General features: G+C 68.8%; 20 protein-coding genes. 7 read left to right on the forward strand and 13 right to left on the reverse strand.

Translation table 11 applies throughout. The features are described 5' to 3' along the window. Positions 1-2 precede the first annotated feature (2 nt). The 7 genes from bchZ (at position 3) to pufC (ending at position 5,295) form a co-directional block, all read left to right on the forward strand. A complete protein-coding gene (gene bchZ, locus G578_RS0108510) occupies positions 3-1,466 on the forward strand; it encodes a chlorophyllide a reductase subunit Z (RefSeq protein WP_028793871.1) in 1,464 nt (487 codons plus the stop codon). Positions 1,467-1,497: 31 nt separating this feature from the next. Continuing rightward, positions 1,498-1,725 (forward strand): hypothetical protein, encoded by a 228-nt coding sequence (locus G578_RS25430; protein WP_038013917.1) that lies wholly within the window; start codon positions 1,498-1,500, stop codon positions 1,723-1,725. Between the two features lie 138 nt (positions 1,726-1,863). Beyond that, positions 1,864-2,091, forward strand: a complete 228-nt coding sequence (gene pufB, locus G578_RS0108520) for a light-harvesting antenna LH1, beta subunit (protein ID WP_028793872.1) — start codon at positions 1,864-1,866, stop codon at positions 2,089-2,091. Between the two features lie 13 nt (positions 2,092-2,104). Further along, positions 2,105-2,236 (forward strand): light-harvesting antenna LH1, alpha subunit, encoded by a 132-nt coding sequence (gene pufA, locus G578_RS29025; protein WP_084618767.1) that lies wholly within the window; start codon positions 2,105-2,107, stop codon positions 2,234-2,236. A gap of 198 nt (positions 2,237-2,434) precedes the next feature. Continuing rightward, complete coding sequence (gene pufL / locus G578_RS0108530; RefSeq protein WP_028793873.1) at positions 2,435-3,259, forward strand: photosynthetic reaction center subunit L; 825 nt, start codon at positions 2,435-2,437, stop codon at positions 3,257-3,259. An 18-nt stretch (positions 3,260-3,277) separates the two neighbouring features. Beyond that, positions 3,278-4,237: a photosynthetic reaction center subunit M gene (gene pufM, locus G578_RS0108535; protein ID WP_028793874.1), complete on the forward strand. Its 960-nt coding sequence runs from the start codon at positions 3,278-3,280 to the stop codon at positions 4,235-4,237. A gap of 14 nt (positions 4,238-4,251) precedes the next feature. After that, complete coding sequence (gene pufC / locus G578_RS0108540) at positions 4,252-5,295, forward strand: photosynthetic reaction center cytochrome PufC (protein ID WP_028793875.1); 1,044 nt, start codon at positions 4,252-4,254, stop codon at positions 5,293-5,295. A 292-nt stretch (positions 5,296-5,587) separates the two neighbouring features. Here pufC and idi read toward each other — a convergent pair whose 3' ends face one another. From idi to bchB, 13 genes are read right to left on the reverse strand one after another with little or no spacing between them, the layout of a single operon-like run. Further along, on the reverse strand, positions 5,588-6,121 hold the full coding sequence (gene idi / locus G578_RS0108545; RefSeq protein ID WP_038013919.1) for an isopentenyl-diphosphate Delta-isomerase: 534 nt from the start codon (positions 6,119-6,121) through the stop codon (positions 5,588-5,590). A gap of 5 nt (positions 6,122-6,126) precedes the next feature. Continuing rightward, positions 6,127-7,347 (reverse strand): 5-aminolevulinate synthase, encoded by a 1,221-nt coding sequence (gene hemA, locus G578_RS0108550; protein WP_028793877.1) that lies wholly within the window; start codon positions 7,345-7,347, stop codon positions 6,127-6,129. A 31-nt stretch (positions 7,348-7,378) separates the two neighbouring features. After that, the gene (puhE, locus tag G578_RS0108555) at positions 7,379-8,224 is read right to left on the reverse strand and encodes a putative photosynthetic complex assembly protein PuhE (RefSeq protein ID WP_028793878.1); all 846 of its coding nucleotides are present in this window, start codon (positions 8,222-8,224) and stop codon (positions 7,379-7,381) included. 6 nt (positions 8,225-8,230) lie between these two features. Beyond that, positions 8,231-9,304, reverse strand: a complete 1,074-nt coding sequence (gene acsF / locus G578_RS0108560; protein WP_038013921.1) for a magnesium-protoporphyrin IX monomethyl ester (oxidative) cyclase — start codon at positions 9,302-9,304, stop codon at positions 8,231-8,233. Next, positions 9,301-9,606 carry a hypothetical protein gene (locus G578_RS0108565; RefSeq protein ID WP_245565580.1) on the reverse strand — a complete coding sequence of 102 codons (306 nt, stop codon included), beginning with the start codon at positions 9,604-9,606 and terminating at the stop codon, positions 9,301-9,303. The genes acsF and G578_RS0108565 overlap by 4 nt, the downstream gene beginning before the upstream one ends. Beyond that, the gene (gene puhC / locus G578_RS25435) at positions 9,603-10,133 is read right to left on the reverse strand and encodes a photosynthetic complex assembly protein PuhC (protein WP_051244356.1); all 531 of its coding nucleotides are present in this window, start codon (positions 10,131-10,133) and stop codon (positions 9,603-9,605) included. The genes G578_RS0108565 and puhC overlap by 4 nt, the downstream gene beginning before the upstream one ends. 19 nt (positions 10,134-10,152) lie before the next feature. Further along, the gene (puhB, locus tag G578_RS25440) at positions 10,153-10,842 is read right to left on the reverse strand and encodes a photosynthetic complex putative assembly protein PuhB (protein ID WP_051244360.1); all 690 of its coding nucleotides are present in this window, start codon (positions 10,840-10,842) and stop codon (positions 10,153-10,155) included. Continuing rightward, a complete protein-coding gene (puhA, locus tag G578_RS0108580; RefSeq protein ID WP_028793881.1) occupies positions 10,839-11,609 on the reverse strand; it encodes a photosynthetic reaction center subunit H in 771 nt (256 codons plus the stop codon). Before puhA ends, puhB begins: the two co-directional genes overlap by 4 nt. Before the next feature lie 15 nt (positions 11,610-11,624). Then, on the reverse strand, positions 11,625-13,061 hold the full coding sequence (locus tag G578_RS0108585) for a BCD family MFS transporter (protein WP_028793882.1): 1,437 nt from the start codon (positions 13,059-13,061) through the stop codon (positions 11,625-11,627). Beyond that, positions 13,058-13,759 carry a magnesium protoporphyrin IX methyltransferase gene (bchM, locus tag G578_RS0108590; protein WP_028793883.1) on the reverse strand — a complete coding sequence of 234 codons (702 nt, stop codon included), beginning with the start codon at positions 13,757-13,759 and terminating at the stop codon, positions 13,058-13,060. Before bchM ends, G578_RS0108585 begins: the two co-directional genes overlap by 4 nt. Further along, entirely contained in the window at positions 13,759-14,658 is a 900-nt protein-coding gene (gene bchL / locus G578_RS0108595) for a ferredoxin:protochlorophyllide reductase (ATP-dependent) iron-sulfur ATP-binding protein (RefSeq protein WP_051244858.1), read from the reverse strand. The genes bchM and bchL overlap by 1 nt, the downstream gene beginning before the upstream one ends. Before the next feature lie 20 nt (positions 14,659-14,678). Then, a complete protein-coding gene (locus tag G578_RS0108600; RefSeq protein ID WP_028793885.1) occupies positions 14,679-18,425 on the reverse strand; it encodes a magnesium chelatase subunit H in 3,747 nt (1,248 codons plus the stop codon). After that, complete coding sequence (gene bchB / locus G578_RS0108605) at positions 18,400-19,974, reverse strand: ferredoxin:protochlorophyllide reductase (ATP-dependent) subunit B (protein WP_028793886.1); 1,575 nt, start codon at positions 19,972-19,974, stop codon at positions 18,400-18,402. Before bchB ends, G578_RS0108600 begins: the two co-directional genes overlap by 26 nt. Between the last annotated feature and the right edge of the window lies 1 nt (position 19,975).

The following is a 19,975-nucleotide window of genomic DNA, read 5'->3' on the forward strand; positions in this document are numbered from 1 at the left end:
CCATGCTGGTCCTCGATCACGATCGCGCGGGCGGCTACTGGGGGGCGGTCTATGCCTTCACCGCCATCAAGGGTCTGCGCTGCGTCATCGACGGCCCGGTAGGCTGCGAGAACCTGCCGGTCACCGCCGTCCTGCACTACACCGACGGCCTGCCGCCGCACGAGCTTCCGGTCACCGTCACCGGCCTGTCCGAGGACGAGCTGTCGATGAACGGCACCGAGCAGGCGCTGCGCCGCGCCAGTGCCACCCAGGACGAGAGCATCCCGGCGGTGGTCGTCACCGGCAGCATCGCCGAGATGATCGGCGGCGGCGTGACGCCGGAAGGCTCCAATATCCGCCGCTTCCTGCCGCGCACTATCGACGAGGACCAGTGGCAGAGTGCGGACCGCGCCCTGTACTGGCTGTGGACCGAGTTCGGCCCGAAGAAGGTGCCGGCCCGTGCCGAGATGAAGAAGAAGGAGGGGGCCAAGCCGCGCGTGAACATCATCGGCGCGATCTACGGCACCTTCAACATGCCCTCGGACCTGGCGGAGATCAGCCGGCTGGTGGAAGGCATCGGCTGCGAGATCAACATGGTCTTCCCGCTGGGCAGCCATCTGAAGGACATCAAGAAGCTCCCCGACGCGGATGTGAACATCTGCCTGTACCGGGAGTTCGGCCGCAATCTCTGCGAGGAGATGGACCGGCCCTATCTGCAGGCGCCCATCGGGATGCACGCCACCACGAATTTCCTGCGCAAGCTGGGCGAGCTGACCGGCCTGGATCCGGAGCCGTTCATCGCCCGCGAGAAGCAGACGACGCTGAAGCCGATCTGGGACCTGTGGCGCAGCGTCACCCAGGACTTCTTCCCGACCGCGTCCTACGCCGTCGTGGCGACCGACACCTATACCCGCGGCCTCACCCAGTTCCTGACCGAGGAACTCGGCATCCCCTGCGCCTTCTCGGTATCGCGCACGGCCGGCACCAAGTCGGACAACGTCGCCGTGAAGGACGCGCTGGCCAAGACCCCGCCGCTGGTGCTGTTCGGCTCCTACAACGAGCGGCTCTACGCCGCCGAGTTGGGCTGCCGGGCGCAGTACATTCCGGCCTCGTTCCCGGGCGCGATCATCCGACGGTCCACCGGCACGCCGTTCATGGGCTACGCCGGGGCGACCTACGTGGTGCAGGAATACTGCAACGCCCTGTTCGACGCCCTGTTCCACATCCTGCCTTTGTCGGTCGACATGGACCGGGTCGACGCGACGCCGGTCAAGGCGGCCCACGCGTCCACGCGTCCCTGGGACGCCGACGCGCAGGGGATGCTCGACCGGCATGTGGAGGCCGTCCCCTTCCTGGTCCGGATCTCCGCCACCAAGCAGCTGCGCGATCGCGTCGAACGCGACGCCCAGGCGGCCGGCGAGGACCGGATCACGGTGCAAAGAGTCACTCAGGCGCTGTTCGCCATGAAGGAGGGACGGGCGGCCTGACGATCGTAAGACAAGACGGGAGGAATAGCAGATGCACACGCACAAGCCTCCGCGGCGAAGCGGCCACGGCACGGACGACCGGGACTACCGGCTGCTCTTCGTCCTCACTCTGCCCTTGTTCCTGTCGGCTGCCATCGTCGCGAAGGTCCTACCTGCGCGCTGGCGTCCCTGGCCGCCATCCGACCAGTCCACCCGCTCCATCTTCGCGGAGGCACGCGCCGCTGCCGGCGCTTACCTGCCCTACGCGATGATGGGCTAGCGGGTCCCGAGGTTCGTCCGGTTCCGGCCGGACGGACATCCGCCGAGATTGATCGGGCCTAGCCCGGCATCGACGGATTCTCTGCCGTGCGGGAGAAGCGCGGTAACGCATACGAGAAAGAATCCGAAGGGAAACAAAATGGTAGATTCCAATCGGGCCGACTCTCTTTCGGGACTCACCGAAGGTGAGGCGCAGGAATTCCATCGCTTCTATATGCAGGGGTTCCTGATCTTCACGGCGATCGCGGTGGTCGCTCACATCCTGGTGTGGATGTGGCGCCCCTGGATCCCTGGTCCTGACGGCTATGCGCAGTCGATGATCGACGGCGTCAAGGTCGCAGCGACTTCTTTGGTCAACCTGGTCTAGGGAGGGACGGGCAATGTGGAGAGTTTGGCTAATCATGGATCCGAGACGGGTGCTCGTAGGGCAGTTCGTCTTCCTGGGGATCCTGGCCTTCTTGATCCATTTCATCCTGTTGAGCACAGATCGCTTCAACTGGCTGGGTGGCTGACGACGGCTATGCCGGGACGATCGTGATCGGAGGCTCAGACAATGAACCTGCCGATCCAGACGCCCGGCACCCAATTCGGGAACGGACGGTGCGCCTCAACAGCCCCGTCCGTCCCCAAAACCGCGGGACTCCTTCGGCCGCTGACCGACCCTTTTCCCTGCGGAGTGACAACAAGGCGGCCATGCGAGGAGCGCGACAATGGCTTTGCTCAGTTTCGAACGCAAATATCGGGTCCGCGGCGGAACGCTGATCGGTGGTGACCTCTTCGACTTCTGGTTTGGTCCCTTCTATGTAGGATTCTTCGGCGTCCTGACGATCTTCTTCTCGGTGCTCGGCACCGCCCTGATCTTCTGGGGGGCGGCCCTGGGCCCGACCTGGAATCCCTGGCTCATCTCCATCGCGCCGCCGGACATCAGTTACGGCCTGGCGCTGGCGCCGCTGGCCGAGGGCGGGCTCTGGCAGATCATCACCATGTGCGCCATCGGCGCCTTCGTGTCCTGGGCCCTGCGCGAGGTCGAGATCTGCCGCAAGCTCGGCATCGGCTATCACGTGCCGATCGCCTTCGGCGTCGCGATCTTCGCCTATGTGACGCTGGTGGTGATCCGGCCGTTCCTGCTGGGGGCCTGGGGACACGGTTTTCCCTACGGCATCTTCAGCCACCTCGATTGGGTGTCGAACGTCGGCTACCAGTTCCTGCACTTCCACTACAACCCGGCGCACATGCTGGCGGTGTCGTTCTTCTTCACCACCTGCCTGCTGCTGTCGCTGCACGGGGCCGTGGTCCTGTCGTCGGTCAACCCGCAACCGGGGGAGACCATCAAGACGCCGGAACACGAGGACACCTATGTCCGCGACACGATCGGCTACTCGGTCGGCACGCTGGGAATTCACCGGCTCGGCCTCTTCGTGGCGCTGAACGCCGGGTTCTGGAGTGCGGTCTGCATCGTCATCAGCGGGCCCTTCTGGACCCGCGGCTGGCCCGAATGGTGGAACTGGTGGCTCGACCTGCCGGTCTGGGGCTAGTCGGGGGAGGAGGGAGAAATGGCTCATTATCAGAATATCTTCACACGCGTCCGGGTTGAGGGACATCCGCACTACGGTGTCCCGCTACCCGCCGGCGACGAGCCGAGGATCGGTACGCCGATCGTCGCCCCGTTCCTCGGATGGATCGGCAACGCGCAGATCGGGCCGATCTATCTGGGGTCGCTGGGCCTCGCCTCGCTCGCCTTCGGACTGACGGCCTTCGTCACCATCGGGCTCAACATGTGGGCCTCGGTGGACTGGAACCCGATCGAGTTCGTCCGACAGCTTCCCTGGCTCGCCCTGGAGCCGCCGTCGCCGGAATACGGGCTCTCCATCCCACCGATGAACGAGGGCGGCTGGTGGCTGTTCACCGGGTTCATGCTGACCACCTCGATCATGCTCTGGTGGATGCGCATGTACTCCCGGGCCCGCGCGCTCGGCATGGGCACCCATGTGGCCTGGGCCTTCGCCGCGGCGATCTGGCTGTACCTGGTGCTCGGCTTCATCCGGCCGCTGCTGATGGGGAGCTGGTCGGAGGCGGTACCGTTCGGGATCTTCCCGCACCTGGATTGGACGGCGGCCTTCTCGATCCGGTATGGCAACCTGTTCTACAACCCGTTCCACGCCCTCTCGATCGTCTTCCTGTACGGCTCGGCCCTGCTGTTCGCCATGCACGGCGCGACGATCCTGGCCGTGGGCCGCTACGGCGGCGAGCGCGAGATCGAACAGATCGTCGACCGCGGTACGGCTTCGGAGCGTGCCGCCCTGTTCTGGCGCTGGACCATGGGCTTCAACGCCTCGATGGAATCGATCCACCGCTGGGCCTGGTGGTTCGCGGTGCTGTGTCCGCTGACCGGCGGCATCGGCATCCTGCTCACCGGGACGGTGGTCGATAACTGGTACCTGTGGGCGGTGAAGCACGACTTTGCGCCGGCCTATCCGGAAATGTGGGCGCCCACCCCGGATCCGACCCAGTAAGGAGGGCCTGTGTGATGAAAAACTTCGGCATCTTAGCGGCCATCCTGCCCTTCGCGGCCCTCCTGGTGATCGCCTTCCTCTTCACCGTGGGCTGGGAGCGTCCGCCGATCGGCTACGAGCAGACCGGGTACCGCGGTACCGGCATGCAGGAGCCCAACAACCCTCGGGAACAGGCCATGCTGGCCGCGCTGAACGCGATCCCGGAGGAGATCTATCCGCTCGACAGCCCGGCCGACCTGGCCCAGGCGGACAAGGCGGGCGATGTCTACGAGAACGTCCAGGTGCTGGGCGATCTTCCGGAGCCGCAGTTCATCCGCCTGATGACGGCGATCACCGAGTGGGTCTCGCCGGAGCAGGGATGCAACTACTGCCACAACCCGGACAACCTGGCGGATGACTCGGTCTACACCAAGGTGGTCGCCCGCCGGATGATCCAGATGACCCGTGACGTGAACGCCAACTGGCAGGACCACGTCAAGGAGACCGGCGTGACCTGCTACACCTGCCACCGGGGCAATCCGGTGCCGGAGAACGTCTGGTTCGACGAGGAGCCGCAGCGCTATGCCGGCAAGGGCATGCTGGGGTGGAACCACGACCAGAACCGTCCGTCGGCGCAGAACGGCTATACCTCGCTGCCGGCGACCTCCCTGGCCAGCTATCTGGCGGGGGACGGCAACATCCGGGTCCAGGCCACGGCGGCCCTGCCGACCGATGCCGGTGGCGCCTCGATCAAGCAGACCGAGGAGACCTACGGGCTGATGATGCACATGTCCAGCAGCCTCGGGGTCGGGTGCACCTACTGCCACAACACCCAGGCGATCGGGAGCTGGGAGATGAGCCCGCCGACCCGCACCACCGCCTGGCACGGGATCCGCATGGTCCGCGGCATCAACGCCGACTACCTGGCGCCGTTGCAGGGCACGTTCCCGGAGAACCGTCTGGGCCCGACCGGCGACGTGGCCAAGGCGAACTGCGCCACCTGCCACCAGGGTGTCTTCAAGCCGTTCTACGGCGCGACGATGCTCGACAAGTACCCGTCACTCGCCCCTATGAAGTGACGGCGTCCGGGAAGAGCGCCAATCCAAGCCGGCGCCCTTCTCATCCCTCTCCTTGGGCCGGATCCAGCGTACCGCTGACCGGCCCAATTTTTTTGCCCGGTGCAGCCGACCCTCGCCGCCTCCCGCTCTCTCCCCGGATTTATTCCGGGGCCCACTGGTCCGCAACACGGACGCTGGCGGTTGCGCGGTGAGTTCACTGCCGCAGAAATGCGTGGGCCCCGGACTAAATCCGGGGAGTGCGCGGGTGGGGGAGGGTGGGAGAAGGGGTGAGGCAGATGTTCAGGTTATCGGATCAGCCCATCAGGTCGGGACGGCGGTCGGCATAGATCCGGAACCACGGCGCGAACCGCGAGGCGTCGCTCCCCAGCTCGCCGCGCAGCTCCTCGACGCCGATCCAGCGCGTGTCGGAGACCTCTTCCGGATCCGGGTCGAGCGTCAGGGCGTCCGGGGCCGCGCCATGGAACAGGTGGACATGCTCGTGCTCGACCAGCCCGCCGCCGACATCGGCCCGATAGGCGAGTTCCCCCATGGGGCTGAGCGTGACACCGGTGATGCCGAGTTCCTCGGCGAGGCGCCGGCGGGCCGCATCGGCCGCCGTCTCGCGCCAGTGGGGGTGGCTGCAGCAGGTATTCGCCCACAGCCCGCCACAATGGTATTTCGACAGGGCGCGGCGCTGGATCAGCAGCCGTCCCCGACAGGTCACGAAGATCGATACCGCCAAGTGCAGGACGCCCTGGCGGTGCGCCGCCATCTTGCCGATCGGGTAGAGCGAGCCGTCGGCGGCGACCGCCGGGATTTTCGGGTCCTGTACGGCCGCCGTGCCCATGCCGCTCAGGCCACCATCCGGCTCCGGCCGCAGCGCGCCCAGACCTTGCCCAGCGACGTCAGCAGATGGTCGATGTCGGCGTCGGAGTGGATCGGCGACGGGGTGATGCGCAGCCGTTCCGTGCCGCGGGGCACGGTGGGATAGTTGATCGGCTGGACGTAGATTCCGAACTCGTCGAGCAGGGTGTCGCTGATCTGCTTGCAGTGCACCGGATCGCCCACCATCACCGGCACGATATGGCTCGGGTTGGCGAGATGGGGAATGCCGGCGGCATCGAGGCCGGCGCGCACCTTCGCCACCCGGTCGCGCTGGCGCTCCCGCTCCACCTGGCTGGTCTTCAGGTGGCGGATGCTGGTGGCGGCGCCGGCGGCGACCGCCGGCGGCAGGGCGGTGGTGAAGATGAAGCCGGAGGCGAAGCTGCGCACGAAGTCGCACAAGGCGTCCGAGGCCGCGATGTAGCCGCCCATGACGCCGAACGCCTTGCCGAGCGTGCCCTCGATCACCGTCAGCCGATGGGCCAGGCCCTCGCGCTCCGAGATGCCGCCGCCGCGCGGACCGTACAGGCCGACCGCATGGACCTCGTCCAGATAGGTCATGGCCCCGTGGGCCTCGGCCACGTCGCAGAGCTCGGCGATCGGCGCGATGTCGCCGTCCATCGAATAGACGCTCTCGAAGGCCACCAGCTTCGGCCGGTCCGCCGGCAGGGCCGCCAGCCTGCGGTTCAGATCCTCCGGATCGTTATGGGCGAACAGGATCTTCTCGGCCCGGCTGTGGCGGATGCCCTCGATCATGGAGGCGTGGTTCGACTCGTCGGACAGCACCGCGCAGTTCGGGATCCGCGCCGCCAGCGTGCTGAGCGCCGCCCAGTTGGACACGTAGCCGGAGGTGAAGAGCAGGGCGGCCTCCTTGCCGTGCAGATCGGCCAGCTCGCGCTCCAGCAGCACGTGGTGGTGGTTGGTGCCGGAGATGTTCCGCGTCCCGCCCGCGCCGGCGCCGCACTGGTCGAGCGCGGCGTGCATCGCTTCGAGCACCGGCGGGAACTGGCCCATGCCCAGATAGTCGTTCGAGCACCAGACCGTCACATCGCAGGGGTCGGATCCGTCCTCGGCATGGCGGCGTGCCCGGGGGAAGGCACCCCGGTGGCGCTCGATATCGGTGAAAACCCGGTATCTGCCCTCGGCCCGCAAGGCCTCCAACTGGCCTTCGAAGAAGGATTCGTAGTTCATGGTCACCTCCTGTGTCGTCGCGGTGCCGGGCTCATCCAGAGCCGGTCGCCGGGGTCGGGCGTGGTTCGAAACGGGTCGTGTCCGGGTCGATCGATGCCGGCGCCGTCGGCGCGGTCCGCCCGGCGGCCCAGCGCCAAAGGGCGGCGTCGCGGATCGGCAGCACCATGAACCAGTGCTCGACCGCGCCCAGCAGCAGCAGGCCGGCGATACAGATCAGCCCGGCCACCGCAACGGGCGCGGTGCCGGGATGCCAGGCAGCGGCCAGAGTCAGGGCGGCGGCCGCGGTGATCGCGGTCACCGACAGGGGAAACAGCGGGTTGATGGCCCGCACGGCGAAATAGCTGCGCAGATGCAGCAGGTGGTCGGGCATCAGCTCGTCGGCGAAATGCGGGACCCCCAGGAACAGGTTCAGCTTGGCGCTCAGCCGGCTGGCGAACAGGGCGAGGAAGGTCCAGGCCGCAACCTGGTTCTCCGCCCCCCAGGTCAACACGAACAGCAGGCCGGCCGTCGCCGCCAGGGCGACCTCGTGATAGGCGATGGCGGCGGTGGCCTGGCGGAACCGTTCGGCGCCGGTCGCACCGGGCCGAAGGGCCGTCTTGCGCGGCCCGGTAACGAGCCCAAGCAGGAAGACCAGCTCGTGCCAGCCCCACACCGCCAGGGCCGCCGCGAAGCCGTGGTAACCGGCAGCGGCAGCGGTATCGTCGGCGGTCCGCACGATGGCGATCAGGGCGACCGCCAGCACCGTGGTCGCACCGGTCAGGACGACCGGTCGGTGGTGCCGCGGCAGCCGGACCAGCCACAGGATCAGCCCGGTGCTGAACCACCACAGCCCCAGCGCGAACAGCAGGGGCAGGGCGTATGTGGCGAGGTCCGGCACCGCCGCCTACCAGGTCGGGGCCAGACGGATCGAGGCGGGCACCTCGTGGTCGCGCACCGGATGCAGATACAGCCGCAGCAGGGTTGCCCCGGCCGCCGCCGTCAGGCCGATCCGGCGCAGGCCGCCCATGAGGCCGCCTTCCGCCCGGGCCTCGGCGATGCCGTCGGCGATCCGCCGCAGCCGCTCCAGCCCGGCGCGGAACGCCGGGGCGTCGGTCTGCAGGGTGAAGGGGAAGACCTGCTTGGAGATCTCCGAGGTGACCCGGAACACCTGCAGATCGTACTCGGTCGGATCCAGGCCGAGGGCGGCGTGGAAGTGCGGGCGGTTGTGGTCGCGCACGTACATGGTGGCGTAGACCGCCAGCAGGAAGAAGCGGATCCACAGCTTGTTGCGGCCCTTGAGCAGGTGCGGATTGGCCCGCATCAGCAGGGCGAAGGCCTCGCCGTGCCGGAACTCGTCGTTGCACCACTCCTTGAACCATTTGAAGATCGGGTGGATCCGGTTCTCCGGGTGCTTTTCGAGCTCGCGGTAGATCGTGATATAGCGGGCGTAGCCGATCTTCTCCGACAGGTAGACCGCGTAGAAGATAAATTTCGGGCTGAAATACTTGTACTTCTTGGACTTGGTCAGGAAACCGAGGTTCACGCCGATGCCGAAATCCTTCAGCGTGTCGTTGATGAAGCCGGCGTGGCGGGATTCATCCCGGGCCATGAAGCGGAACAGCCGCTTGATCTCCGGGTTGGCGACCCGCTTCTTGGTCTCGGCGTAGAGCACGCAGCCGGAAAATTCGGATGTGACCGAACTGACCAGGAAGTCGACCAGCTCGCGCTGCAGTTCCGGCGAGTAGCCGTCGAAATCGACCTCGCCCCATTCCTGCGTCCGCTTGAAATGGCCGCGGTTGTCGTCGGCCTGGAACTCCTCCATCAGGCGGTCCCAGTCGGCGCGTACCGGCTCCACGTCGATGCGGTCCAGGGCGTCGAAATCGGTGGTGTAGAAATGCGGGCTCAGCACGGTGTCTTCCCGCGCCATGCCCGTGGTGTCGTAGCGCGCGTCCAGCGCGTCGGCGACGGCGGCGTTCATAGATCCCTCCGTTCGGTAAAGCTGAGATCGTAGAGCTCGGTCAGTTCCAGATGGGCGGCGAGGCGGGTCCACTGCTGCTCGAGCCAGCCGGCCCGGGTCACGGTGGCCCGGCGGGTGATCTGCCGCTTCTCGCCATAGGGCACGGTGATCGGCTCGCCATGGACGAGCACCTGATCGCCGGGCTGGAGCGTGCGGTCGCCCTCGAACTCGACATGGGCGTGGAAGCTCTCGATCGAGCACTCCACGTCGATGGTGCAGTCGACGTCGAATACCTGACGGTCGACCAGGAACATCCCGATCATGGGCGTGCCTCCTTCATCTGGGCTGTGGTTCCTGCCGGGCCGGGCAGGAAGGTGGCGAATTCGTGCACGTTGGCGAAGCCGTAGGCCGCCAGATGCAGCACGCTGCCGGTGGCCGGGTCGCTCAGGGAATAGCGGCCGTCGGACCAGCGGGTCAGGGTGAACGGGATCTCGGCGCCCACCCCGTGGACGTAGCGGTCGCGCGAGAGACCTCGCAGCATGCCGCGCACGAAGCCGTGGGTGCCCGGGGCGAGGTCGGCGATCACCTCTCCGGAGGCGGCGTCCAGCACGGCGATACCGCGGTCCGTCCGGTCCTGGAAGATCAGCGCCCGGCTCTCGACCGTCTCGGCGGCGGGCGGCGCGATGGTGTGGCCGCCCTGCAGCCGGGTGGCGCCGGCCAGCGCGATGGAGAAGGCCACCAGGATGCCGGCGGCGATCAGCGCGCCCCTGGGAACGTCGTTATGAGGAGCGTCGTTTTGGGGCGCGTCGTCGCGGGGGGCGCCGCTGGCTGGGGGGGCTTGGGTGGCCATCGTCATCCTCCCTCGTCTCTCAGCCCGCCGCCGCGGCGACGGAGCCAGTGTCCCGTGCCGGCGCTTTGGCGGCCGACCCCTGCACCGACTCTTGGGCCGGCGCCTTGGTCGTCTGGCGGGCCAGCATCCGGCCGATCGTCTCGGCGACGGCCTCTGCGTCCGGCACGGCGCGCAGCGCGGCCTGAGGCCGGCTGAAGCACCAGGGGCGGGCATGCGGCCACAGCACCGAATAGGACAGGCGCTGCTCCGGCAGGACGCCGATCAGGATGTCGCCGCTACCGTCGGCGTTGCGCCGCAGGTCGATGGTGTCCACCAGGCCGACCGGGACGGTGACGGTCATCGGCATGGCCACGCCGATGCGCAGGACGATCCGCCGCGTCGTCACCGTGTAGCGGGTGCTCCGGGCGACCAGCCTGGCGTAGAGCGCCAGGAAGGCCAGGACCGGAGCCGCCAGGCACAGGGTCCAGGCGGCGGAAATCAGACCGGCGCCGGCACCCTGTCCCGCCACCAGATCGGCGGCGAAACGGGCGGCCATGATCACGGCGAAATACAGGGCGATGGTGCGGAGCTTCATCACCGACAGGGCGAAGCGCCGCCAGTCCGGCGCGCCCTGCCACACGATCCGCTCGTCGCCGGCCATGGCGGCCGGGGCGTCGGTTACCGGGCGGGAGTCGTCGAACTCGCCGAAGATCACCGCGCTGTTGCTCATAGCAGCGGCTCCTGCCGGCGCCAGTCGGCGTAGAGCAGCCCGGCGCCGAAATAGGCCATGATCCGCTCTTCCTCCAGCCGGGTGATCCGGTCCGGACCGGCGATGCCGGGGACGGCGGCGAACTGGGTGGACAGGATCGATGGCACCGAGACCCGGCCGCGCCCGACCTCGGCAAAGCCGGCGGGGAGCAGGACCTGGGTGGCCTCCTCGCCGGTACCGAGCCGGACCTCCAGGAAGCGGATCAGCACCTCGGCGGTATCGACCCAGAGCTCGGTGACCGTGCCGGCGACCTTGCCGTCACCGGCGACCACCGGCATGCCGCGCGGATCGGGATCGCCCTCTACCACGCCGAAATCGTCGACCGAGCGCATCGGCACGATCCGGGGGGCACCGTCGGCGGTGAGGTCGGGGATGTTCTTGCGCTCGGCCCAGGCGCCCGGACCGACACCGGCCAGCATGGCGTCGCCGACCGGGCGCAGCGGAGCGCCGGGGAAGCGGGCCACCGGTTCGGCATTCAGGGTGCGGGCCTCGCGCAGGTAGTTCGGCGCCTCGGCATAGCCGCCTTCCGGCAGGGCGAAGCGCTTGACCGGAGCCATCGTCAGCGCGCCGACCGGCCACATCTTGCCGGTGACCGCGTCTTCCAGGGGATAGCCCTCCCGGCGATCCTCGCGGCGCAGATAGTAGATCAGCCCCGCGAAGAAGATCCAGAAGGCGTAAAGGACGACCTGCGCCACATCGATATTGCCAATCACTGAGCCGATTTCCATGGCTTCCTCCCTCCCTTATCCGGGGAATTGCGCGAGCCCGAACTTCTGCCGTGACGGTCCCGGTTGTCCGCCGGCATAGCGGACGAGGGGACCGACGACGGCCAGGGTCGCGAACAACAAAACGATTTCGAGATGGTAGACCGCGCCGTATCCGGTGGCGGGGTGGTTCAGGGCGGTGCCCAGCAGGTCCCGCGCGGCCAGTTGCGAGACCAGATCGCGCAGCGCGCCGCCGACCATGATGCCGCCGCCGGCCGCGGTCGCCTGGACCGCGCCCCAGGCGCCCAGCGCCAGGCCGCCGCCGCCGGCTTCCGCCAGGGACATGGCGGCGACCAGCGTGCCGATGGCGAACATGCCGCCGCCCAGCCCGATCAGCACGGTGCCACCCTGGAACAGGGCGGCCGACTGCAGGGGCGAGGCGAAGACCAGGGCGGAGAAGGCGAAGACGCCGACGACGCAGCCGAAGGCGGCGAGCTTGCACGGATCGCCGCCCTGGGCCAGATCGCGGGCGGCGATGGCGAAGCCGGCCAGGGTACCGGCAGCGAACAGCGCGGTCAGCCGCGTGGTCTCGCCGACCGACATGGCCAGGATCTCGCCGCCATAGGGCTCCAGCAGGATGTCCTGCATGCTGAACGCGGCGGTGCCGAGGAACACGGTGAGCAGCAGCCGTCCGGCCCGGCCGCCGCGGACGAAGTCGGTCCAGGACTCCCCGAAGCTCGGCCGCGCCCGGTCGGGGCGGGTGCGCGACGGATCCCGCGCCTCCTGCTTCCACAGGGCGATCAGGTTCAGCACGATGGTCGCCACCGCCGTACCCTGGATCACCTTGATCAGCCGCAGCTGGCTGAAATCCTGCAGCAGCCCGCCGACCACCAGGGCCGACACGCCCATGCCGACCAGCAGCATCACGTAGAGCATCGCCACCACCCGCGGCCGGGACTCCTCGGTCGCAAGATCGCAGGCCAGCGCCAGACCGGCGGTCTGGGTGGTGTGCAGACCGATGCCGACCAGCAGGAAGGCCAGGGCGGAGGCGACATAGCCGACCCATTGCGGGCCGGTGGTGATGTCGCCGGACAGGATGATGAGCGCGAAGGGCATGATCGCCAGCCCGCCGAACTGCAGCAGCGAGCCCATCCACAGGAACGGCACCCGGCGCCATCCGAGCAGGGATCGGTAGGTGTCGCTGCGGTGGCCGACCAGCACGCGGAACGGCGCGAACAGCAGCGGCAGCGAGATCATCATCGCCACCAGCCAGGTCGGCACGCCCATTTCGACGATCATCACCCGGTTCAGGGTGCCGTTCAGCAGCACGATCGCCATGCCGACGGAGACCTGGAACAGCGACAGGCGCAGCAGCCGGCCGAGCGGCAGGTCGGGCGTCGCCGCGTCGGCGAAGGGCAGGAAGCGGGGACCCACCTCCATCCACAAGGCCGACAGCTTGCGACGCTTCTCCGTCATGACCGGGCGAGCTCCATGGCCTGGGAGATGTAGAAGCCGCTGTCGATCCGCTCGCTGCGGCAGGGACGCATGCCGGACACCCAGCCCTCGCGGTCGAGGGCCGCGCGCAGGCGGGCATGGGCGGTGGGCTGGATCGACGGGGCGCGGTCGCCCCGGGGGAACAGCCGGCCGGCCGTGTGCATGACCGTCAGCAGGGCGGTGCGCGGGGCGAAGGTGAAGACGATCGAGCCGGCGGTCCGCGGCGCCAGTCGGCCCAGAGCCTGCACGGCGTCCTCGGTGCGGTAGTGGATCAGGCTGTCCATCGCCACCACGTGGTCGAAGCTGCCGAGCGCCGGGTCCAGCATGTCGCCGACCAGGAATTCCACCCGTCCGGCGCCGAGGTCCTCGGGCGTCCGCTCGCGCGCGAGTTGGATCAGCGTCGGCGAGATGTCGATCGCCGTCACAAGGGCACCGCGGCGCGCCGCCTCGACCGCCAGGGAACCCGTGCCGCAACCGGCATCGAGGACTCGCCGGCCCGCGAGATCCTCGGGGAGCCACCCCAGCAGGAGGCGGCGCATCCGGTCCCGTCCGGCCCGCACGGTCGCCCGGATGCCGCTGACCGGTGCGTCGGAGGTCAGCCGCGCCCAGGCATCGGCGGCGGTGCGGTCGAAATAGGCTTCGACCTGTTGGCGGCGATCCGTGTAGGTGGCGCTCAGCATCAGTCGAATCCCAGGAGTTCGAAGAGGTCGCGGTCGCGCATTGCCGTGCCTTCCATCGGCTCGACACCGGCCCATAGGGCCGCGGCCAGCCGCAGGTATTCGGCACGAACCGCTTCCAGTTCCGGCGCGTCGTCCATCTCGAAGATCGTCGCCTTCTTCAGTCGGCTGCGGCGGATGGCGTCGAGGTCGGGGAAATGCGCCATGGTCTGCAGGCCGGCGACGGCGTTGTACTTGTCGACCTGGTCGGTGGCGTTGCTGCGGTTGCAGATCACCCCGCCGAGCCGGACATCGTAGTTCCGCGCCTTGGCCGTGATCGCCGTGACGATGCGGTTCATGGCGTAGATCGAGTCGAAATCGTTGGCGGTGACGATCAGCGCCCGGTCGGCATGCTGGAGCGGGGCGGCGAACCCGCCGCAGACCACGTCGCCTAGCACGTCGAAGATCACCACGTCGGTGTCGTCGAGCAGGTGATGCTCCTTGAGCAGCTTCACCGTCTGGCCGACCACGTAGCCGCCGCAGCCGGTGCCGGCCGGCGGACCGCCGGCCTCGACGCACATGACGCCGTTGTAGCCCTCGTAGACGAAGTCCTCGACCCGCAGCTCCTCGGGGTGGAAGTCCACGCTCTCCAGCACGTCGATGACCGTGGGCACCAGCCGCTTGGTCAGGGTGAAGGTGCTGTCGTGCTTGGGATCGCAGCCGATCTGCAGCACCCGCTTGCCGAGCTTGGAGAAGGCGACCGACAGGTTGGATGAGGTCGTGCTCTTGCCGATCCCGCCCTTGCCGTAGACCGCGAAGACCTTGGCTTTGCCGATGTCGAGCGCCGGGTCCATCTTGACCTGGACGCTGCCTTCGCCGTCCTGGCGGGGGCCGGTTCCGGTGATGCCGTCTGGCGGTGTCATGGTGATGTCCTTTCCGTGCCTCATGCTGCGGCCGTCCCGGTGGTGATGCCCTCGAGCCGGTCTTCCAGCTCATCCCCCGCCTCGCGCAGGGCGGACAGGGTGTCGGGATCCGGTGACCAGTAGTGACGCTCGTGGGCTTCGAGCAGGCGGTTGGCGACCCGGGCCGAGGCCTTCGGGTTCAGGGTGGCGAGCCGTTCGCGCATGGCGGCGTCGAGCACGAAGGTCTCGGTGATCTTCTCGTAGACCCAGGGGGCGACCTGTCCGGTCGTCGCCGACCAGCCCATGGTGTTGGTGACCTGGGCCTCGATGTTGCGGACACCCTCGTAGCCGTGCTCGAGCATGCTCTCGTACCATTTCGGATTCAGGACCCGGGTGCGGCTCTCCAGGGCGACCTGCTCGCCAAGGCTGCGCACCAGGCCGGCGCCGCGGGTCTGGTCGCCGATATAGACCGGCACCTCCGACCCCCGGGCGCGGCGCACCGCGCGTCCGATCCCGCCCAGCGTGTCGAAGTAATGGTCGACCGTGGTCACGCCGAGCTCGACCGATTCCAGATTCTGGTAGGCGAGCTGGACGTCGCCGAGCACCCGCTCCAGCAGGTCGTGCTGGCGCTGCTGGCGGCCGGAGCGGCCGTAGGCGTAGCACTTGCGGTTGGTATAGGTCTCCGCCAGCTCGTCCTCGTCCTGCCAGGCGCCGTTGTCGATCATCAGGTTGACGTTGGCGCCGTAGGCGCCGTCGGCATTGCTGAAGACCCGCAGGGCGGCGGTCTCGAAGTCGCAGCCCTGGGCCGCCTGATAGGCCAGCGCGTGCTTGCGCACGAAATTCATGTCGGCCGGCTCGTCCTCGGCCGCCGCCGCCTCGTAGGCGGCCTCGGCCAGCAGCTTGGTCTGCAGCGGCAGCAGGTCGCGGAAGATGCCGGACAGGGTCATCATCACGTCGATCCGGGGCCGGCCCAGTTCCTCCAGCGGGATCAGGTCGGCGCCGCAGAGCCGGCCGTAGCTGTCGAAGCGCGGCCGGGTGCCGAGCAGGGCCAGGGCCTGGCCGATCGGCGCACCGGCGGATTTCAGGTTGTCGGTGCCCCACAGCACGATGGCGATGGTCTCGGGCAGGGCGTTGCCGTCCTCGATATGGCGGGCGATCAGCCGCTCCGCCTGAGCAGCGCCGTCCGCGACGGCGAAGGCGCTGGGCAGCCGGTAGGGATCGAAGCCGTGGACGTTGCGGCCGGTCGGCAGGATCGACGGGGTGCGCAGCAGGTCGCCGCCGGCCACGGGGCGGATGTAGCGGCCGTCCAGCGCCCGCAGCAGGGCATCGATCTCGACGCATTCCTGCAGCTTGGCGTTCATGTCGGCGAGCAGGGCCAACTCCTCCCGGAGCGCCGGTGTCTGCGCGTGAGCCGCGGCATCGGATGCGGCACCGGCGACCACCGCACGGACCAGGGCGGGGTCGGGCTCGACACCGGTGCGGGCCTCGCTGACGGCCATCAGCAGGTCGAACCGCTCCTCCGGGCCGGTCGGCTTGCCCACGATATGCAGGCCGTGCGGGATCAGGGTGCGCTCCAGTTCCGTCACTTGGTCGGCGAGCCGGAGGATGTTCTGCTCGGCCTCGGCGTCGCTCCAGGCCGGCTCGGCCTCGGCCATCTCGAATCCGGCGGCCTGGGCTTGGATCACCGGGGCGAGGCGGGCGCGTTCGGTCTCCGCGTCGGGCGGCAGCTGGCGCCACGTCGTCACCGCCTCCTTGAGATCGATCAGGCCCTTGTAGAGCCCGGCATTGGTCACCGGCGGGGTGAGGTAGCTGACCAGGGTCGCCGCCGCCCGGCGCTTGGCGATCGTGCCCTCCGACGGGTTGTTGGCGGCGTAGAGATAGATGTTCGGCAGGTCGCCGATCAGCCGCTCGGGCCAGCAGGCGCCGGACACGCCGGTCTGCTTGCCGGGCATGAATTCAAGCGCGCCGTGGGTTCCGAAATGCAGCACCGCATGGGCGGCGAAATCCTCGCGCAGCCAGCGGTAGAAGGCGGAGAAGGCATGGGTCGGCGCCAGACCCTTCTCGAACAGCATCCGCATCGGGTCGCCCTCGTAGCCGAAGGCCGGCTGGACTCCGACTATGACGTTTCCGAAGGCGGCGCCCAGGACCTGGATCGCGCGACCGTCCGTCTGATGCCGGCCCGGGGCCCGGCCCCAGACCGCCTCGATCTCGCTCAGATACCGCTCGCCGCGCACATGGTCGTCGGCCGGGATGCGGGCGAGCACGTTGGCGTCGGCCCCGAACTGGGCGGCGTTGCCGGTCAGGATGCGCTGGCGGAGATCCTCCACGTCGGCCGGCAGCTCGACGTGGTATCCGGCGGCGGCCATGCCCTTGAGCACCCGGAACAGGGATTCGAAGACAGAGAGATAGGCGGCGGTGCCCGTCGCCCCGCTGTTGGGCGGGAAGTTGAACAGGACGACCGCGACCTTGCGGTCGTCGATCGGCGTATGGCGCAGAGCCACCAGCTTCTCCACCCTGCTGGCGAGGCTGTGCACCCGCTCCATGTCCGGGCACATGGCCCGCGCGCCTTCCCGGTTGGCGCAGAAGCTCGGGTCGCAGTCGGCGCAGCGGGTCGTGGTCCCCGTGCGGCCGCCGAACACGGTCGGGGCGATCGCGCCGTCGAGCTCGGGGATCGCCACCATGATGGTGCTTTCCACCGGCAGCAGGCCCCGGTCGTCGGCGCGCCACTGCTCCAGGGTCTGGAACTCCACCGCCTGGGCGATCAGGTAGGGCACGTCGAGCCGCGCCAGCATGTCCTCGGCCGCGGCGGCGTCGTTATAGGCGGGGCCGCCGACCAGGGAGAAGCTGGTGAGGGACAGGACCGCGTCCACCGTGGCCTTGCCGTCCTTCATGAAGAACGCTTCGACCGCCGGGCGGCAGTCCAGCCCGCTGGCGAAGGCCGGCACGACCTCCAGACCCCGGGCTTCCAGGGTCTGAAGCATGGCGTCGTAGTGCCCGGTGTCGCCGGCCAGCACATAGGAGCGCAGGACCAGCACGCCGACCCGGCCCTTCGCCCCCTTGCGGCGCGGAAGCTGGTCCAGTCGCTCGGCGATCCGGCCCTCGATCGTCGGGTGGTAGAGGCCCACATCGGGATAGTCGATCGGCGCGCCGACCTTCAGGCTGCCGCGCAGGACGCGCCGGGGCCCGTCCGCATAGCGGTCGACCAGCAGCCGGACCATGTTGGCGACGTTGACGTCGGAGCCGGCGAGCCAGAACTGCAGGCTGAGGAAATAGGCCCGCATGTCCTGGGCGGTGCCGGGAATGAAGCGCAGGATCCGCGGCAGCCGGCGCAGCATGGCCATCTGGCCGGCGCCGCTGCTGGACTTCGAGTTCTTCGACCCGCGCAGCTTCTTCAGCAGCGCCAGCGGTCCCTTCTGGCTGCCGTCCATCTTGAAGCTGCCGAGGCGGGTGAGGCGGACGACCTCGCCCTCGGACAGGCAGCACACCATGGCGTCGCAGTGGTCGCGGCGCGCCCGCAGATCCTCCAGGATCGGTTTGATGTGTTCCTCGATGAACAGCATCGTCACGATGACGATGTCGCCCACCGCGATGTCCGCCTTGCAGCGTTCCAGGGCGCTCGGATTGTCGCCCCAGTCCGAGGCGGCGTGATAGTCGATCCGAAGGCCCGGCAGGTCGCGGCGCAGCTCGGCGCCGGCCCGCAGCACGACATTGGCCAGATGGCTGTCCATCGTGACGACCACCACCCGCACGGGCGGGGCGGCCCTATCTCGCGAAATGGGCTTTGGCATCGTACAGCGTCTCGATGGTGATGGTGTCGAACCCGCGCTCCCGCGCGAAGGTCTCGGTGTTCCGGCGGGCCTTGCCGCGCACGAAGAAGGGGATCTTGCGCAGCTCGCGGTCGGCGTCCTGGCTCCAGTGCGGGCCGTCGGCGTCGTTCGCCGGCTGCTCCGGCTCCGGCTCGGGCGCCGGCTCGGCCGGGCGGGCGGTGGCGGCGGCGCCGTGGTGCGAGGCACCGGCGTCGTCGTGGAACTCGAAATCGCCCCGGAACATCCCGAGCAGGTGTTCCTCCAGCCCCATCATCAGCGGATGGACCCAGGTGTCCCACAGCACGTTGGCACCCTCGAACCCCATCTGCGGCGAGCGGCGGGCCGGGTAATCCTGCACATGCACCGGGGCGGAGATCACGGCGCAGCCGATGCCGAGCCGCTTGGCGATGTGGCGCTCCATCTGGGTACCCAGCACCAGCTCCGGCCGCAGCTCGGCGATCCGGTCTTCCACTTCCAGGTAGTCGTCGGTGATCAGCGCCTCGGTGCCGAGTTCCTCGGCGACCGCGCGGACATCCCGGGCGAAGCTGCGGTCGTAGGTGCCGACCCCGACCACCTCGAAACCGAATTCGTGGGCCGCGACCCGGGCGGCGGCAACCGCATGGGTCGCGTCGGCGAAGATGAAGACCCGCTTGCCGGTCAGGTAGGTACTGTCGATCGAGCGCGAGTACCACGGCAGGCGGGACTGCTCCCGGTCGAGCTCGGCCGACGGATCGATGCCGGCGAGCTCGGCCACCTCCCGGATGAAGGCCCGGGTGGCGCCGATGCCGATGGGCACCGTCTGGGTGCGCGGCTGACCGAAGGTCTTCTCCAGCCAGCGCGCCGTCGCCTCGCCGGTCTCCGGATAGAGCACCACGTTGAAATCCGCCTCCCCCAGCCGGGCCAGGTCGGCGGGCGACGCGCCCCGCGGGGCGGTGACGCGCACCTCCACGCCGAGGCGCTGGAGCAGAAGCGTGATCTCGTCCACGTCGTCGCGGTGGCGGAAGCCGAGCGCCGTCGGGCCGAGGATGTTGCAGCTCGGGCGGGCGGCCGGATCGCGCGGCGGACGGTGCGTCCCCGGCTCCGGCGCGTTCGCCCCGGCGAAGGCGCGGACGAGCTGGTACAGCGTCTCCGACGCGCCCCAGTTCTCCTTGCGCTGATACGAGGGCAGTTCCAGGGGCACCACCGGCACCGGAAGGCCGAGGGTGCGCCCGAGTCCGCCGGGATCGTCCTGGATCAGTTCCGCCGTGCAGGAGGCGCCGACCATGATGGCCTGCGGCTTGAAGCGCTCGTAGGCGTCGCCCAGCGTGCGCTTGAACAACTCGGCGGTGTCGCTGCCCAGGTCGCGGGCCTGGAAGGTGGTGTAGGTCACCGGCGGCCGGTGCGGCAGCCGCTCGATCATGGTGAACAGCAGGTCGGCATAGGTGTCGCCCTGGGGCGCGTGCAGGACGTAGTGCAACCCGTGCATCGCCGTCGCGACCCGCATCGCGCCGACATGGGGCGGTCCTTCGTAGGTCCAGACCGCGAGCTTCATG

It is taken from the genome of Thalassobaculum salexigens DSM 19539, from assembly GCF_000423805.1.
GTDB classification, from domain to species: domain Bacteria; phylum Pseudomonadota; class Alphaproteobacteria; order Thalassobaculales; family Thalassobaculaceae; genus Thalassobaculum; species Thalassobaculum litoreum.